17 protein-coding genes and 1 tRNA gene are annotated in these 17472 nt (G+C 39.4%); 11 read left to right on the forward strand and 7 right to left on the reverse strand.

What is annotated here, in order from left to right:
• Nucleotides 1-3 precede the first annotated feature (3 nt).
• Genes EWE74_RS17395 through EWE74_RS17420 form a run of 6 tightly spaced genes read left to right on the forward strand, consistent with a single transcriptional unit; the run spans nucleotide 4 to nucleotide 8037 of the window.
• Nucleotides 4-3600, forward strand: a complete 3597-nt coding sequence (locus EWE74_RS17395) for a response regulator (RefSeq protein ID WP_130142936.1) — start codon at nucleotides 4-6, stop codon at nucleotides 3598-3600.
• 26 nt (nucleotides 3601-3626) lie between these two features.
• Nucleotides 3627-3992, forward strand: coding sequence for a response regulator (locus EWE74_RS17400; RefSeq protein WP_239018699.1), 366 nt, complete (start codon nucleotides 3627-3629; stop codon nucleotides 3990-3992).
• Nucleotides 3993-4817, forward strand: coding sequence for a CheR family methyltransferase (locus EWE74_RS17405; protein WP_130142937.1), 825 nt, complete (start codon nucleotides 3993-3995; stop codon nucleotides 4815-4817).
• A 4-nt stretch (nucleotides 4818-4821) separates the two neighbouring features.
• Nucleotides 4822-5403: a chemotaxis protein CheB gene (locus EWE74_RS17410; protein ID WP_130142938.1), complete on the forward strand. Its 582-nt coding sequence runs from the start codon at nucleotides 4822-4824 to the stop codon at nucleotides 5401-5403.
• A gap of 13 nt (nucleotides 5404-5416) precedes the next feature.
• The gene (locus tag EWE74_RS17415) at nucleotides 5417-5785 is read left to right on the forward strand and encodes a response regulator (RefSeq protein WP_130142939.1); all 369 of its coding nucleotides are present in this window, start codon (nucleotides 5417-5419) and stop codon (nucleotides 5783-5785) included.
• A gap of 23 nt (nucleotides 5786-5808) precedes the next feature.
• Complete coding sequence (locus EWE74_RS17420; protein WP_130142940.1) at nucleotides 5809-8037, forward strand: mechanosensitive ion channel family protein; 2229 nt, start codon at nucleotides 5809-5811, stop codon at nucleotides 8035-8037.
• A gap of 3 nt (nucleotides 8038-8040) precedes the next feature.
• Here the strand turns inward: EWE74_RS17420 and EWE74_RS17425 are convergent, their stop codons facing one another.
• Nucleotides 8041-8433 carry a hypothetical protein gene (locus EWE74_RS17425; RefSeq protein WP_130142941.1) on the reverse strand — a complete coding sequence of 131 codons (393 nt, stop codon included), beginning with the start codon at nucleotides 8431-8433 and terminating at the stop codon, nucleotides 8041-8043.
• A 256-nt stretch (nucleotides 8434-8689) separates the two neighbouring features.
• Entirely contained in the window at nucleotides 8690-9529 is an 840-nt protein-coding gene (locus EWE74_RS17430) for a universal stress protein (protein ID WP_130142942.1), read from the reverse strand.
• A gap of 350 nt (nucleotides 9530-9879) precedes the next feature.
• On the opposite strand from EWE74_RS17430, the gene EWE74_RS17435 reads away from it, so the two are divergent.
• The 4 genes from EWE74_RS17435 to EWE74_RS17450 all read left to right on the forward strand — a co-directional run bounded on the left by EWE74_RS17435 (nucleotide 9880) and on the right by EWE74_RS17450 (nucleotide 11728).
• The gene (locus EWE74_RS17435) at nucleotides 9880-10425 is read left to right on the forward strand and encodes a DUF4142 domain-containing protein (protein ID WP_165384761.1); all 546 of its coding nucleotides are present in this window, start codon (nucleotides 9880-9882) and stop codon (nucleotides 10423-10425) included.
• A 10-nt stretch (nucleotides 10426-10435) separates the two neighbouring features.
• The gene (locus tag EWE74_RS17440) at nucleotides 10436-10666 is read left to right on the forward strand and encodes a hypothetical protein (protein ID WP_130142944.1); all 231 of its coding nucleotides are present in this window, start codon (nucleotides 10436-10438) and stop codon (nucleotides 10664-10666) included.
• Nucleotides 10667-10767: 101 nt separating this feature from the next.
• Nucleotides 10768-11373, forward strand: coding sequence for a dicarboxylate/amino acid:cation symporter (locus tag EWE74_RS17445; RefSeq protein WP_262708792.1), 606 nt, complete (start codon nucleotides 10768-10770; stop codon nucleotides 11371-11373).
• 139 nt (nucleotides 11374-11512) lie between these two features.
• Complete coding sequence (locus EWE74_RS17450) at nucleotides 11513-11728, forward strand: hypothetical protein (protein WP_130142946.1); 216 nt, start codon at nucleotides 11513-11515, stop codon at nucleotides 11726-11728.
• Nucleotides 11729-11934: 206 nt separating this feature from the next.
• Here EWE74_RS17450 and EWE74_RS17455 read toward each other — a convergent pair.
• From EWE74_RS17455 to EWE74_RS17475, 5 genes are all read right to left on the reverse strand, one after another.
• Nucleotides 11935-12006, reverse strand: a tRNA-Glu gene (locus EWE74_RS17455).
• A gap of 86 nt (nucleotides 12007-12092) precedes the next feature.
• Entirely contained in the window at nucleotides 12093-12818 is a 726-nt protein-coding gene (locus EWE74_RS17460) for a hypothetical protein (protein WP_130142947.1), read from the reverse strand.
• Nucleotides 12819-12850: 32 nt separating this feature from the next.
• Nucleotides 12851-13342, reverse strand: a complete 492-nt coding sequence (ribH, locus tag EWE74_RS17465) for a 6,7-dimethyl-8-ribityllumazine synthase (RefSeq protein WP_130142948.1) — start codon at nucleotides 13340-13342, stop codon at nucleotides 12851-12853.
• Nucleotides 13343-13416: 74 nt separating this feature from the next.
• A complete protein-coding gene (locus EWE74_RS17470) occupies nucleotides 13417-14085 on the reverse strand; it encodes a tetratricopeptide repeat protein (protein WP_130142949.1) in 669 nt (222 codons plus the stop codon).
• A 128-nt stretch (nucleotides 14086-14213) separates the two neighbouring features.
• On the reverse strand, nucleotides 14214-16139 hold the full coding sequence (locus EWE74_RS17475; RefSeq protein ID WP_130142950.1) for a polysaccharide biosynthesis protein: 1926 nt from the start codon (nucleotides 16137-16139) through the stop codon (nucleotides 14214-14216).
• Nucleotides 16140-16257: 118 nt separating this feature from the next.
• On the opposite strand from EWE74_RS17475, the gene EWE74_RS17480 reads away from it, so the two are divergent.
• On the forward strand, nucleotides 16258-17469 hold the full coding sequence (locus tag EWE74_RS17480; protein ID WP_130142951.1) for an alanine dehydrogenase: 1212 nt from the start codon (nucleotides 16258-16260) through the stop codon (nucleotides 17467-17469).
• Nucleotides 17470-17472 lie beyond the last annotated feature (3 nt).

A 17472-nucleotide genomic window follows, 5' to 3' on the forward strand; every position in this document is an offset into this window, starting at 1 on the left:
AATATGCCTAAGAAACTCATTCGGAAATTACAAATTGGATTTGGTTTTTCGTTGTTTGTGTTGTTGTTAAGTTCGTCAGCATCTTACGTTAGTATAAAAACACAGATGAGTAACCGCAGTCAGGTTATCAAAACACAGCGGACAATCGATTCGGTTAATAAGATTTTGATTGATTTGCAGAATGTGGAAACGGGACAACGGGGATATCTTCTAACAGGCGAAGTGAAGTTTTTAGAGCCTTATTATGAAAGCCGGACATCCTTGCCGTCATCTTTATCCACAACGCGTGAATTGGCGAAGGATATACCGGAACAATCGCGGCGCATAGACAGTATAGAGACGTTGGTAACAACGAGACTGGATCTTTTAAATGAGCTTGTTGCGTTAAAAAAAGAAGGGGGAGCAGGAACAGTTGAACAATTGGAGCGCGGCAAGCTATACATGGACAGTTGTCGGAATATTATCCGCCGCTTTGTGTTGGAGGAGTCTAGTAAGCTCGACGTTCAAACAGCTAAGATGCAACGAAATTCAGGGTTGACTTCGTTCTTTATCATTTTTGCAGCTTTCGCTTCCCTTATCATCACGATCTTATTCTATCTGCAGATTCGGAATGAGTTTCGAAGAAGAGAGAAAATGCAACAATTGCTGCGTGAAAAGGACGAAGATACGACGCGTCGCTTAAATATCGTGCGGAATCTGGCACATCAGATTGCTGATGGGGATTATTCCGTTAGGTTAGACGACGATGAAAAGGATACACTGGGCTATATCGCTTCTTCCCTGAATGGTATGGCGATAGCGCTGGAGGAAGCCTTCGGGAAGCTCCATAATAACGAGTGGAGACAAACTGGATTGGCTAAGATTAACGATATTTTGGCTGGGAATAAGACCGAAGAGAGTGTTGCTAATGACGCCTTGGAGCTATTGATATCCTATACGGAATGTGTGAACGGTGCGTTCTATATATGGGATAAGGGATTATTGGTGCTCGCGGGCTCCTATGGGTTAGAAGAGCATATGAAAAAGGAGTACCGACCCGGCGAAGGAATTGTGGGGCAAGTATTTAAAGATAAACGCATTAAAACGTTGGAGAATCTCACTGATGAAGAATTTGTTGTTAGTTTTTCGTCGGGGCAAATCAAGGTAAAACATCTCCTTTGGTTGCCGTTAATGGTAAAAGGACAATGCTTTGGGGTAATAGAATTGGGAAGCGTACTACCATTTGAGAAACTGGATATGGAGCTTTATCAAGAAGTGTGTCACAGTATTACATTGGAAATACTGGCGGCTAAAGGAAGAAAGCAGATTCAGACTTTATTGGAAGAAACACAGGCACAGGCAGAAGAACTGCAAACACAGCATGCAGAACTGGAAAACCTGAATACAGAATTGGAAGCCCAAACGCAGAAGTTACAAGCTTCTGAGGAAGAGTTACGTGTTCAACAGGAGGAACTGATGCAGTCTAATCAGGAGTTGGAAGAACGTTCTAAGTTACTGGAAGAAAAGAATCAGCTTGTTGCCGAACGAAATTTAGAAATCCAAAAGAAAGCGGAAGAGTTAGCGTTGAGTACAAAGTATAAATCGGAATTTCTCGCCAATATGTCGCATGAGCTTCGTACGCCGCTAAATTCTATTTTGTTATTGTCCCGGTTGATGGTCGAAAATGCGGATGACAACCTAACAGATGATCAGATAGAATCCGCTAAAGTTATACAGAGCTCGGGCTCCAGTTTATTGAGCCTTATTGACGAAATTTTGGATCTATCAAAAATAGAAGCCGGAAAGATGGAGCTGGAGTACGAGCATGTGGCATTGACAGATTTGAGAAACGACCTGTTAAATTTGTTTTTGCCAATTGTGGATGAAAAAGGACTGGCATTAACCGTTGAAATAGATGAAGGAATGCCGGGCTATGTGGAAACAGATAAACTGCGGGTGGAGCAGGTTCTCCGTAATTTGCTCTCCAATGCCATTAAGTTTACACCGAAAGGCAACGTGGCGCTATCCATATCACAAAAGCAGGATAATCCGGATTATCTACAGTTTGTCGTAAAGGATACAGGAATTGGGATTAGTCCCGAAAATCAAAAAATTATATTCGAAGCTTTCCAGCAGGCAGATGGATCTACAAGACGTAAGTTTGGAGGAACAGGGCTAGGACTTTCTATCAGCAGGGAAATAGCTCGATTGTTAGGAGGCGAAATTACAGTGAGCAGTACGTTGGGCGAAGGCAGCACGTTCCGTTTGACGATTCCCAATCGGAAAATATCCGATTCATTGCCCCTTACATCGGAAGTTCTAGTAGAGAGTATTACACAAGAAGTGGAGGAGATGACCGCTTTGGTTGCGGATACGGGATCTCCGTTCACTATTTCGAATATTCCCGAAGAGGTTGAAGATGATCGCCATGAGATAAGATCGGGCGACAAGGTCATACTTATCGTTGAAGATGATACCGCATTTGCTAAAGCACTGCTTAAATATGCCCATCAAAATGGATATAAAGGTGTAATCATTGTACGGGGAGATTGGGCAACAGAGGCGGCTGAAAAATATCAACCTTTGGCAATTTTGTTAGATATACAGTTACCGGTGAAAGATGGGTGGCAAGTGATGGATGAAATCAAGAGCAATCCGAAAACCAGACATATTCCGGTACACATTATGTCATCCTTGGAAGTAAAGCGGGAAAGTTTATCTAAAGGTGCTATAGATTTTATCAATAAGCCTATTGCGATAGAGCAGATTGGACAAATGTTCCGTAAAATAGAAGATGCACTTACCCGGAACCCCAAAAAGGTATTGATTGTCGAAGAAAATCCGAAACATGCCACGGCGTTGTCTTATTTTCTGAGCAATTTCAACATCGCATCGGAAATTAAAAGCAATGTGGAAGATAGTATTCGTGCACTAATGTCGGATAATGTTAACTGTGTGATTTTGGATATGGGAGTACCTGATGATACGGGATATGAAACGTTGGAAGCTATCAAGCAAAAAGAGGGGTTGGAGAACCTACCCATCATTATTTTTACCGGAAAAAATCTATCGCAAACGGAGGAACTGAAAATAAAACAGTATGCCCACTCGATTGTTATAAAAACAGCACATTCTTTTCAACGTATTCTAGACGAGGTTGGGTTATTTCTTCATTTAGTGGAAGAAATTAATCTGGAACCTGAAAAAAGGAAGACCAGCAAGCTAGGATCGCTGAATGAGGTACTCAATGGAAAAACGGTATTGATTGCCGATGACGACGTGCGGAATATTTTTTCATTGACGAAAACATTGGAGCATTATCAAATGAAGATCGTGTCGGCGATAGATGGAAAAGAAGCATTACAGCAATTGGAAAAATATCCGGAGACATCCATTATTCTCATGGACATGATGATGCCTGAAATGGACGGTTACGAAACGATTAGGCAAATTAGGAATATGCGCGATTATGCTAAACTACCGATTATTGCGGTAACAGCCAAGGCTATGACAGGTGATCGTGAAAAATGCATTAAAGCGGGTGCGTCGGACTACATTTCCAAACCGGTTGATAAGGATCAGCTGTTATCTCTGTTGAGGGTTTGGTTATATGAAAACTAACGTTGGAACTAAATATGATGATAAAGATGCAAAAGGTAATCTTGCTTATCGATGATGATAACCGGAATATTTTCGCTTTGGAATTAACATTAAAAGCTCGAAAATATAAGTTCTTGTCGGCTCAAAATGCCGCGGAAGGTCTGCAGTTATTGCAGTCCAACCCGGAGATCGGTTTGGTTTTGTTAGATATGATGATGCCCGAAATAGATGGATATGAAGCTATAAGGCAAATCCGGAATTCGGATAAATATGGGCGCGTTCCTATTGTTGCCGTTACGGCGAATGCCATGAGCGGTGATAGAGAGAAATGTTTAGCGGCTGGAGCAGATAATTATATTGCGAAGCCTATTGATGTAGATCGGTTAATGAAGATTATTGAGGAGTTACTATAGATGGTAGAGCTAGATATCGTGAAGAATGATGATATGGAAATGTTATTAAAAGATATTTCGCATTTGTATGGTTATGATTTTACACAATATAGTAAGGCATCTTTAAAACGGCGTCTCAATAGGATCTGTATGCTCGATAAGTTTACAAGTTTTGCAGAATTGAGATATCGACTTATTCATGATAGCACTTATTTATCCCGATTTATTGAAGAGATAACGGTTAATGTGACCGAGATGTTTAGGGATCCTCATTTTTACGCAACGTTACGTCATCATATTTTACCCATTTTAGGCACTTATCCATTCATCCGTATATGGGTTGCAGGTTGTTCTACAGGAGAGGAAGCATATTCATTGGCGATATTACTGAAGGAAACAAATTTATTTGATAAAACGTTGATTTATGCGACAGATATCAATCCTAGTGTACTCGAAAAGGCATCCAAAGGGATTTTTCCGTTAAACCACATGAAACAGTATTCCAGAAATTATATCCTGTCTGGAGGCAAAAACGATTTCTCTTCTTATTACGTTTCCATGTATGATGTGGCCAAATTCCATTCTAATTTAAGTAGTAGAATGATTTTTTCCACGCATAATCTAGTCTCGGATTCTTCCTTTAACGAATTTCAGCTTATTTTGTGTCGGAATGTCCTTATTTATTTTGATAAAGACCTTCAAAACAAGGTGTTTAAGCTGTTTGATGATAGTCTTCAACCTCTTGGTTTTTTGGCCTTGGGTGCCAAAGAAACCCTCCGGTTTTCCAATGTGGAACATCATTATAAACAGTGGAATGAGGATAGAATTTGGAAAAAAATATCGTAGTGTGATGAAAAATAGAAAGGCTACAGAGATTTTATTGATAGGTGGCTCCGCCGGAAGCATCAGCGTCCTTTTGGAGGTCTTACCCCATCTTAATGATCATCTCTCTTTTCCTATCATGGTTATTGTTCATCGCCAGGCACATCCCGAAAGTATATTGGAAGGATTATTAGCATTTCGTAGCCGTTTACCTGTGGAGGAAGCCTATGATAAAATGATACTAAAGGCAAGTCGTATTTATTTAGTGCCGGCAGATTATCATCTTCTATTTGAAGACAAACAGATGGTGTCTTTGGACTATTCGGAGAAAGTAAACTATTCCAGACCCTCCATTGATGTTACGTTTCAGTCTGCCGCTCAGATATTTATGGGTCATACAACAGCGCTATTGCTATCTGGAGCTAACGCAGATGGTTTGGAAGGTTTGCGTTGTATAGCGCAGCAACAAGGTGACGTACTTGTACAAGATCCCGATACGGCTGAAATAGCTTATATGCCACAACAGGCCCTTCTTAATTTACAGGTTGATGCGGTTCTAAAGCCAAGAGAAATGGCTTCCTTTATCAATCAGTTAAGTACAAAATATTAACATTTACCATACTATGAAAAACAAAAAAATACTTGTATTTGATGATGACACCAATATTTTGGATGTTTTTACGATAGTCCTCGAAGCTTCGGGATACGACGTAGAAATCTCCGAAACCTCTCATAATATTTTAGAGAGGGTCAGAGAAGTAAACCCCGATATGATTATTATGGATAATTGGATTCCGAATATCGGAGGGGTGAAGGCCACGCAAATACTGAAAAGTGAATCTGCTTTTAAGCATATTCCGGTCATTTATTGCTCAGCGAATAATGACGTAAGCTCCCTTGCAGAACAGGCTGGTGCAGAAGCATATCTCGCTAAGCCATTTGATTTAGATGAGTTGGAAAACAAGGTGGCAAGTTTACTTCGAAACGTTTAAGCTGTATACGGTGTTCTATAATTATGATGACAATAGAAAAGAATAGAAAGTTGCAACAATGGTTGCTTCGGCTTTTTGTATTATTGCTATATAGTATTATTCATCCTGGGGTTCAATCCCAGGATTCGCTTTTTTATTCCCAGCAGTTTGTTTGGAAGGAGAGACAAGCACAAGTGCATCAATGGAAGCAGGTACAGGATACCCTTTCGACAACCGTAGACAGTATTAAAAAAAGCCTTTTATTTGAACGCAAGACACCCGATTCCACGGCGCTAGATAGTACATTAGTTTTTTTGGGAGCAACAAAGAAAGGGATTTCACAATATATTTATGATATAAAGAACGCTCGAACGATATGGTCATCGACACCTGCACAAATACAGGTTGAAGCGGATAGTTTGCTGGAGGTAGACAGTTTGGTTACCGGCTTACTTGGAACAGATTCTCTAGAAAAAGGAGCGAAAGACCTGATAGATACGTTGCCGCAACTTATTCGCGGTTATGAAAGGTTGATTGGTGACGTGGTTTATCTGGAAAGATTGATTGGTCGCCAACAAGCAGAAATAGGGATAGTCAATGTGGATTCTGCCGCTGCGGAGATGAATCCTGTTCGGCGGCATATGGTGAGGGCGGTACAGACTAATTTAGGAAAGGATGGTTCTTCTTCGGAGTTTTTCGATTACCCCGCGTGGAGTAGTCGTCTCTTTTTAATTCTAGTAAGCTTCCTTTATTTTTATTGGATGTATAAATTGGGGCGAAAAACAGAAGGGGGGGAAGAAGAATTTCGATTATATCAGAACCAACCGTTATGGATTCCATTTTTAAAAGCCTCTATATTCTTTTTGGTCTTATTGCCGTTTGCCTCCTTTTCTGTACCTGTCCTTATTCTTGAAAGTAGTTATTTTTTCGTTTTTGTTTTTCTTTATATTATTCTCTATCAGGAGCTTTCTATCTTTAAACGTAAAGTACTGGGACTGATTTTCGTTTCCTATATTATACTGATAAGTGCAAATCTTTTTTTATCGGCATTGTGGTGGACCAAGGCTTTAGCTATACTGGCTAACGTTATAAGCATCACTTTAGTTTGGTTTATGGGACGTCGAACAGATGTCGATAATCCAATAGGGTATATTCACCGTTATGCTCGCTGGTTGATTATAATGGGACATTTTCTTGCTATTGTACTAAATTTAATGGGATATATCAGCTTTGCACGGATGTGGAGTCTAGCGACGGGTATTGGACTGTTGCAAGTTATCGCATTACGTGCTGTGCGTGAAATGTTACTTCACGATATTGAACATCAATATAAAAAGGCTAAACCTGAAGCTTTGTTTCGGCGTTTTGATTTGAAGCGGATGCTACTGAGTTTTGAACGTTTATTTCGTTTTTGTTCCGCTGTCTTGATTGTGTTGGTATTGTTGAACAATTTTCACCTTGTACGTGAAGCCAGTGCTTTGTTGGAGCGTTTGTTCATGACAGAACATAAAATTGGAGGTATTACGTTCGCTTATGCTAATCTTTTGCTTGCCGTCGTCGTTATTTGGTTAGCGAATTGGTTTCAGAAAAACCTAAAAAATTTGTTGGATGATACCTCGCCTACCGACGAATTGCAGGTGCGTAGGATGACACTATTCCCTTTATTCAGATTACTTATTATCGTTATCGGCTTTTTGATTGGTATTAGCATATTGGGTCTGGGAATGGATAAATTGACAGTTATCATTGGTGCATTGAGTGTTGGGATTGGGTTGGGATTGCAAAATATCATCAATAATTTTGTGTCAGGTATTATTTTGGTTTTCGAAAAGCCTTTCAAGATTGGTGATTATGTGGAATTGGCAGATAAAAAAGGACAGGTGAGGGAGATTGGAATTCGTTCCAGTACGCTGCTGACCGATGAGGGGGCTCGTGTAATTATACCCAATGGCGATCTACTTTCGGGGCGATTAGTCAATTGGACGTTTAGAGATGCCGATATTCGCGTGAATTTCAAATTAACGATAGAGAATAGTGCTACACCCATTGAAGAGATTAGAAAAGAATTGAAAATAAAACTTGCGAGCTTTGAAGAAATAGATAGATCAATTCCAATGAAGATATTTACAAAGGAAATTACAGCCGATAACTATCAACTTAGCATTCAGGTAGGTATTAAGCACGTTCGTTATATTGAACGCTTTCGGAGTCGATTTTTGGAATCGTTTAAAAAGGATATGGATGCTCGAGGAGTTAAAGTATCCTCGAGCTAAATCTTATCCCATAGGGTCTGTTCCCGGTTCTACTGTCGGATCCCGATCGATATTGGGCTCAGGCGTTGAGAGTTCGTTGATTTCGGGCTCTACGTCTGGGTTAATCTCGTCAATATCAGGGTTGGGCGCTTCCAATGGATCAACATCCGGCTGCTCATTAGGTTGATTTTCATCGATCTCGTCCAGCTCTGGTTCCTCGCGTTCAAGAGGGTCTACATCAGGCTGTTCTGGGGGTACGTTTTCCACGCCTTTTTCATCATCAGGAACAATTTCCTCTTCAGGTAAATTTTCTTGTCCTTCACGATTTGGAGAGGCAGGGTCAGACGTTGGATCTACTAATGCAAACGCTATGATAGGACCTTGTTCTTTCATAGCAAAAACGTTTTTTGTTTTCATCTCATTATTTTTTTTAAGTTGTCGATCAGAGCTTGATTTAAATAATTATTGTTCATATTATTTAAACTCGGTTCATTGTATTTTTCCTTATGTAATGTATTAATTGAACCACTTTTTGCGCTATATAGTTGCAGTGATAAATACTTGAAAAATAAAATAAATACCCTAGTGAATAGGGTGTTAAATAAAAACGACCCTTACAGGGTCGCTTATATTATATTCATATTCATACAACGGATTTGCTTCCGTTTCTCTATTATTCTTTGTCCCTCAAAAGCAAGAGTGGAATAGCAGATTTTTTGATCAATTGTTTGCTTATACTCCGACGAAATAACCGCTCAAAAAAACCATACGATTTGGGAATCGTAACAATTAATCCTGCGTCATGTTCTTTTGCAAACTCCTCAATTTCAACTGCAATATCATCTCCTGTCTTATAATGATATTCCGGTTGAAATATATCTAGTAACGCATGCATTTTGTATTGTTCCATAATTGCGTCGGGGCTTACATTTTTTCCTTCTAGGGTAACGTTTAATACCAATAATTTTGCACGGAGCCTTTCTAGCCAGTGACCAATTTCGGCTACAGGCGTACTATCTGATACTTTTCTCAAATCGCATGCAAAGACAATCTTTTGGATCGGGTCATAATTAGCATCCGCGGGAATGATAAGTAACGGTAGTTTTAAGGAAGAAGCTAAATTAACCGTATTACTGCCGATTAGTGCTTGCTCTAAGTTACTCCTCCCTGTTGTTCCTGCGACAACTAAATCGGCATGCCATTCGTCGGCAATACCTTCAATTCCACGTAGTAATGGGAAATTATTCGTTACTAATTGGACGTTTACATTGTTATTCTCTCCCAGTATTCGTATCAATTCTGCCTGCACTGTTCTCAAATTAGATAGACTTTGTTCCTCTACAAGGGAAGGCGTAGCGTCCGTCATGGGTAGATCCGTGCCGATAGGTAAATTATCATAGGCGTGGTAAAGTATAATGTGATTTGCATCTACCGACTTCGCCAGTTTGGCAGCGTATCGAGCGGCGTTTAACGCCGATTCTGAAAAATCCGTTGTAATGATAATAGTTTTCATCTGTATAATCGTTTTTATTTTAATTTTTTCTTCATTCTATCTAATAAACAACTGGTTGGACGGGATTGTTTATAGATTTAATATCTAAACTGAAATAAATACGAATGTATGTGTGAGATACGTGTCAGAGGGGAGTAAAATACCCTTATTTAATTTTTACCCAACTATTTTGGGATATAATCCTTTTACTATGAAAGACATACATGGTAATCATTAAAAAAACAACATGGAAAATTTAGAGAAAAACGTCGATGCGGTAGCTCCTTTTTTACTTTTTGGTATTTACAATAAGATTGTAAAAACACAAAGACACGATTAACGAAAATGGGATGAAATTAAAAGCAATGAAAATGAAAAAATATTTTAAATATTATATTGCCGTGCTAAGCACGGTTATCTTGTCTTTGCCGGTATTTGCACAGGAAATTAATAAGGATCAAGATTTCTTAACAACAGCAGCTCGTTTGAATCAATTTGAAATTGCATTGGGTACACAAGCCTTAAACCAATCAAAAAATGAGGAGATCAAACGATATGGCCAAATGTTGGTAGATGATCATACAAAAGTGCAAGAGGAATTGCAAGAGGCTGCTATTGCCAAAAAATTAATTATGCCGGATGGACTGGAGGAAAATCAAGCGTCAATATTGAAGTCATTATCCATGCTTTCGGACGCGGATTTTGATAACGCGTTTAAAGACGCCGTGATAAAAATGCATGAAAGTACCATTGCGTTGTTTGAAAATGCTGCTGATAGTTTAAATGATCAGGAACTTAGAAGCTGGGCAGCGGCAAAGATTCCGTCGCTAACGAGCCATTTGGAACAGGCAAAGTCACTACAAGTAAGATCGGAATCCGCTCCGTCTATGGAAGTAGATTCAGTAGAAACCTTATAAAATAATAACTATGGCAACGAAAGTAGAGAACGAAAAAAGCGGTCTTGGCGAAAAAAAGAAAAAGAAAGAAGGGGATACTTATAAAGAACTTGGATCGGTTATCAAAAAGACAGAGCGTACCAAAGATGGTGATGGCGAAGCTGGAGTAGATCCACAGGCAGAACAATTGAACGATATGCCTAATGATCCTACGGAACGTCCCCTTGAGCCGAAAAAGTCAAAAGTCAGAAAAACCAAATAATAAGTTTTTCTAATCCGTAGGGTTATATTATATTAGGGTTTTTCATATAGAATCTCAAGTATCTATATATAAACCCGAAACAAATAGCGTTACATTGGCAGATATTAATAGGTATCGTAGGCGGTATATTAGTCGGCTTTTTGTGCATTCAATTTGCAGAGGGCAAAGAATTCGTAATTGATTGGATTAAGCCGTTCGGCACTATTTTTATAAATCTATTGAAATTAATCGCTATTCCGCTTATCATTGTTTCTCTCATTAAGGGCGTTTCAGACTTAAAGGATACCACGCAATTGTCGGGTTTGGGGCTACGCACTTTGGGGCTTTATCTCCTCACCACCATCATTGCTGTTACACTCGGGTTAGGGTTGGTGAACCTGGTACAACCGGGAGGTTTCCTTTCTAACAAGACCCGAGAGGAGATGCTTCGCTCATTTGGCGGCGTGGTTGATGAAAAAGTGGAAGAGGTTACGGCTATCGAGGAAATGCGAGGGCCGCTGCAACCTCTCGTCGATATTGTTCCGGAGAATATTTTTGAGTCGGCATCCGCTAATAGCAATATGTTGCAAATCATATTTTTTAGTATTATAGTGGGCATCGCGATGATTTTACTTCCTTTCAGCCAGGCAGAATGCCGTTTCACGCGAGTGGGAGAGAACGAACAAGGAAAAAGCCGCCAAATATATGAGAACCATTTTAAAAAATAGGGTCTGTGTGTGCAAACTTTTCCGCACAAGGGTGTTTTTTTGTTGCCGTATTAGTCACCTCAGACGAAAATCACTATAAAATATTCATTTAATACGCTTGAAGGAGGTTTTTGGGGTGAGTTAGCACTTACCGTTACGTATGACTGATGACCCAAAAGGTATACGTGGTGAAGCAAATGATATAAGGGATGTGGTAACAGACATACTTGACAAGCCAAAGGGTATACGTGGTGAAGCAAATGATATAAGGGATGTGGTAACAGACATACTTGACAAGCCAAAGGGTATACGTGGTGAAGCAAAGAATATAAGAGATGCGCTAACGGACATACGTGCAGAGACAAAAGGTATATGAGGTGACGGAAAAGATATAAGGGATGCGGTAACGGGCATACGTGTTGTGTCAAAAGATAGACGTGATGCTCCGGAAGGCATATCTGACAAGACAAATGGCATACGTAATGCGATGAAAGGTAAAGGGGTGGGATGCAATTGGTGTTTGAGTCACAGATTTTTATTGGCATAAAAAAAGAGACAACCTGTATATGGTGTCTCCTTAAGTAGCCCGTAGGGGAATCGAACCCCTGTTTCAAGAATGAAAATCTTGCGTCCTAACCCCTAGACGAACGGGCCGTTTTTGTGTTTCGGTGTGCAAATATAGAAATGATTATTAACTATGCAAAATAAAATTCAAAAAAAGCAATTTCTTTTTCAAGAAGCTACAATATCGAAAACTTTGTCTCCTCCATTTCCGTAAATGCAGCTACCGTAGAAAATAAAAGACTTTTGCTGTTATTCTCCAAATTCCTAAAATTAGTGGGCAGGAATAGTCCGCCACCAATATCCTTATATCCGTTTACAAGATAAGTTTGGCCTTCTTTATCTACAAATTGCTTAATCAAACCCGTTTCCCCATTAAATAATACTTCACCCGACAATCCCTCCTTCAGTTGAAAAGGGAGCGATTGTAATTTTTCAGCATTGAAAATCTTGGACGATATTTTTCCTGTTTTTGTTTCGGGTTGCTCAATTAGTGCAGGCAGAAAAAGAAAAGTAGCGTCCTTTTTGAATTGGTCGTTGATTTTGGTGAAAAGTTCGTGCGTTTCAGGATCAATCTGTTTTACTTCATTGCCGTTGACAAAAAATTTGGATAACTTACCCGTTTTAAAGTTAAATAGTGAAACAATATTGTTGCCGTCGTTAGATCTACCTTCGAAACGTGCTTGTCCCGACTTCATATTGATAAGGAACTTTCGACTATTCTGAAAATATTTGATGTCGTTTCCACTTGCCGTAAAGAGAATATAGTTTGTGCTGTCCCACTTGTCTTTTCCTCCGATTCCCTTTAATAATATTTTACCTGCCTCCTGTCCTTCCTGTGCGCATATAGACACATATGAAATGGAAAGAATGCCGATGATAATTGCTGTTAGGAATGTTCTCATAGTTGACCCCTAATTTTAAAATGAAGCAACAATTACTTGTATCTTTTACTGACAAGTGCCATTTGGATAGCTGTAATGGCCGCTTCTTCTCCCTTGTTTCCGTGTTTTCCACCTGCTCGATCTAATGCCTGTTCCAGATTATCAGTGGTTAATACGCCGAAAATAACGGGTTTATTGTATTTGATGGCGACATTGGCGATACCGTTTCCTACGGCGTCACATATAAAATCAAAATGTCGCGTTTCACCTTGAATGACGCAGCCAAGACATATCACTGCGTCAAAGGATTCATTGCGAAGCGCTATATCCGCCCCAGAAATTAATTCATAGCTTCCGGGCACCTGGATAATATCGATATCATTTTCAGCAGCACCGTGTTGTTGTAAACCTTGCAGAGAACCATCTAACAAAGCTCCTGTAACTTGGGCATTCCACTGTGAAACAACGATTGCGAATTTTAGACCCTTCGCGTTGCCAACTTCAATATGTGAGAAGTCTGACAAATTCTTCATGCTACTAGACATGGGTGCAAAGATATATAAAAAAGGCTGCTTATAAAAAATAAGCAGCCTGTATCTCTTAATAAGCTATTTCTTATTTATTGTTTTGCTTTTGTACGGGCGATAAAACCATCGATCATATTTGCTTCGGGACTATTTGGATAGTCCGACTTGATCGTTTGATAAGTTTGTTCTGCATTTTTGAAATCCTCTAATGCTTCGTAAACTAAACCTAATTTTTTCAGGAATAAAGGTGTCGTATACGTATTTTTACTTTTTTGTGCTGCTTTTTTATAGTGATTGGCAGCACTCTTATAATCTTTAGATTCGGAATAAGCATCTCCAATTAAACCTGTAACCAAAGGATCTAAAATATCACTACCCGTATCGGAATATTTTTGAAGGTATTTTATAGCTTCTTGAAAATTGCCCTGACGAAGGTATAAGCCCCCTAAGTAAGCATTGGCGATATTCGCAGATTTAGTATTGGAGTATTCTTCCGCAATCTCTTTAAAACCTAGGAATGATCCGTCGCCTTCGATAGCTTTAGCTTGTAGAGAGTCAATTGCAGCATATTCTTCTGCTTTATATAATTGATTGGCCGCCTTTTCTGCACGCGGGGCTAGGTATAGTCGTTGATAACCTAAATACAGTAAAATCAAGAGAATAATACCACCCACGATGAAGGTGATGCTTTTTTGATTATCCTGAAAAAATGAACCCGATGATTTTTTAGGTTCGGTTTGATTTACGTTTTTATTTGACATTTGTTATTATCGTATAATAAATATGGAACGCAAAATTACACTTTTAAAATTTTAATGCAAGTTTTCTGCTGTATTTTACGCGTCTTTTATCAAGAATGCCGTGGTGAACCCTCCAAAGCCTACGTTTATTATCCACTGGTTGTAGAAGAAACCTCACCATCCAGCTGTTCATAAATTGAGTTTTGACTCCTAAATTCCGGTACAATAACTTTCATTTGACGAACGATTTCTATATTATTGTTTGTTTTAACACGCTCCAAAAGGAGATTGATCTGTTTACAGATTTCTGCAAAATTATTTTCTCGCACCTTCGCAATCATAATTTTTTGGTGATGCGTAGGGAGTGTGTTTTCCAGATCGTTGAGCAATTCCTCATATAGTTTTTCGCCGGGTCGCAGTCCGGTAAACTTGATATCGATATCTTGGTAAGGGATAAATCCGGACAGTTTAATCATCTTTTCGGCAAGATCAACAATTTTGACGGATTTCCCCATGTCGAACACGAATATCTCTCCACCATTGCCCATACATCCCGCTTCGATAACCAATTGGCAGGCTTCCGGGATAGTCATAAAATAACGCGTGATTTCAGGATGGGTCACCGTAAGTGGGCCGCCTTTTTCTATTTGCTCCCGAAAGCGTGGAATAACTGATCCGTTGGATCCAAGGACATTTCCGAAACGTGTCGTTATGAACCTGGTTTTTGCATTTGGATGATTTTCTTCCAAATTATTGTTCATGGATTGCACATACATTTCAGCGATGCGTTTGGTCGCTCCCATCACGTTGGTAGGATTGACGGCTTTGTCTGTCGATACAAACACAAACTTTGATACCTCGAATTCAACCGCTAAATTAGTTAAAATAAAAGTACCAAATACATTTGTCCGAACACCTTCAATCGGATGGTTTTCCATCATAGGCACATGCTTGTATGCTGCGGCATGATAAACGTATTGCGGTTTGAATGTCTCAAATAAGATACGCATTCGATCCTCATTTTTTACATCGGCGATAAAAGATTGGTAAGCTTGGTTCTTAAACCGATCTTGTAAGTCTAGATGAAGGTTATGTAGCGGAGATTCCGCTTGATCGCATAAGATAATCAATTGTGGTTCGAAATGACCGAGTTGTTTGGCTATCTCACTTCCAATGGAGCCTGCAGCACCAGTTACCAAAATACGTTTACCTCTTAGTTGTTCTAAAAGCGAATCATTTTTTAGCTTAATAGGAGCTCGTTCTAGTAAATCTTCAATTTTAACTTTTTTGATCTGGGTGGGGGAGACGGTACCATTGATGATTTCACTCACCGGAGGGAGTGTAAGTACGTTTATCTTTTGCTCCAAACATATATCAATAACTTGGTTTTTTTTTTCCGAGCTGATTCTATGGGAGGCAAAAATCAATTCATCGATCGCCAGTTTATGGATTAAACGTCCCAGATCACCAGAGCTGAAAATTTTGATACCATCGATATATTTGCCGATTTTGGTTTCATCATCATCCAAATAAGCAACGATATATTTATTCGATTTAAGGTCGTGGTCGAAGGTACGCTTTACCGCTATGCCCAGATCACCGGCACCATATACAATGACGTTTTTCTTGTCAGACGTTTTAGTTTTGTTGTACTGGAAAAATATCTTGATTAACGTCCGATAAGTTGTTAAGCCGGTAAAGGCAAACAGGCTATATACGATGATGATGTTCGTCGGGATGAGCGAAGGCATATTGCTCGCAATCATAATCAATTTAATGGCGAACAGAATGATAACGTTAAAAAGCAATGTCGATAGAATCCGGATAGAATCCACAGCACTGGTATAGCGAACAATGCCAGAATAGAGTTTGAAAATTAGAAAAGAAATAGAAGTTATTCCCAAACAATATATTAACTCTATAGCAAAATATGGCTTTGCGTACTCCTGTATATTGAAGGAATGAAACAGACCATACGCGAACACGAAAGCGATCGCTGCAATAGCTAAGTCAAAAATAAAAATGGTCCATCGAGGAACAATGCCAATTTGGTTAAAAACGGGAAACTTTTGCATTGAAATATTTTTACATAGGATGTAAAAATAGGAAAAAAAGTGGATTTATGAATCTTATTCCCAAAATATCAAGAATAATATCTAAATTCACTAGTTGATAAAACAGATAGATTGTAGCATGAGCGATATGTCAAAAATTGCCCACAAGGCGATATTTCAGCCGAAAGAAGCATTGGCAAGTGTGGGTAAAAGTCGGCACACATTAAAAATTGGCGTGCCGAAAGAAATATCTTTTCAGGAGAAACGGATAGCCTTGACCCCGTTATCTGTTGCGTTACTCGTTGAATATGGTCATGAGATCGTTCTAGAATCTGGAGCAGGCGAAGCTTCCAACTTTTTAGATTCCCATTATAGTGAACAAGGTGCAAGAATCAGTCATGATAAAGAGGAGGTGTTTCAATGTGATATTGTTATTAAGATTGCAAGTCCCATTATAGAAGAGGTGAGTATGATGAAAAATAAGCAGGTATTACTATCATCCCACCAACCATCGCTGATGAAACTGCCCGTATTACAAGCATTAATGCGAAAGCAAATCACAGCCGTTTCTTATGAATATTTGCAAGATGAGGGTGGGCATTTAACTGTCGTGCGCGCCATGAGTGAAATTGTAGGTGCAACCTCTGTGCTTATCGCGGCAGAATATCTTAGTAATATATTTGATGGAAAAGGTCTGATGCTAGGCGGCATAACAGGTGTTCCTCCGACGGAAATGGTCATTATTGGAGCGGGGACGGTGGGAGAATATGCCGCTCGTGCCGCTATTGCTCTCGGTGCGCAGGTCAAAGTATTTGATAGTTCTGTATACCGATTACGTAGATTGCAAAACAATGTAGGTAGCCGTGTTTTTACTTCCGTGATACAACCTATTGTATTAAATAAAGCCGTTAAATCTTGTGATGTCGTTATAGGCGCCTTAAGAGCGAAGAATGGTCGTTCTCCCTGCATTATTTCCGAAGATACGGTATCCAATATGAAACCGAACGCCGTGCTTATCGATGTGAGTATCGACCAAGGTGGATGTTTCGAAACATCCGAAGTAACCACACATGACAAACCAGTATTCCGAAAATACGATGTGATACACTATTGTGTTCCTAATATCGCATCACGTGTTGCGCGTACGGCGACTTACGCCCTCACCAATATAATGACGCCTTTACTTCTCCAAATAGGAGAATGCGGAGGTATGAATAACATGATATGGTCTGATAAATGTATCCGCAGCGCAATTTATCTCTATCAAGGGATGCTGACGAATAAGGACATTGCAGAAAAGTTTAACTTACCATCAAAAGATCTGGATTTAATTATCGTAGCTAATCAATAAAAA

Source organism: Sphingobacterium corticibacterium (assembly GCF_004208525.1).
Taxonomy (GTDB): Bacteria; Bacteroidota; Bacteroidia; order Sphingobacteriales; family Sphingobacteriaceae; genus Sphingobacterium; species Sphingobacterium corticibacterium.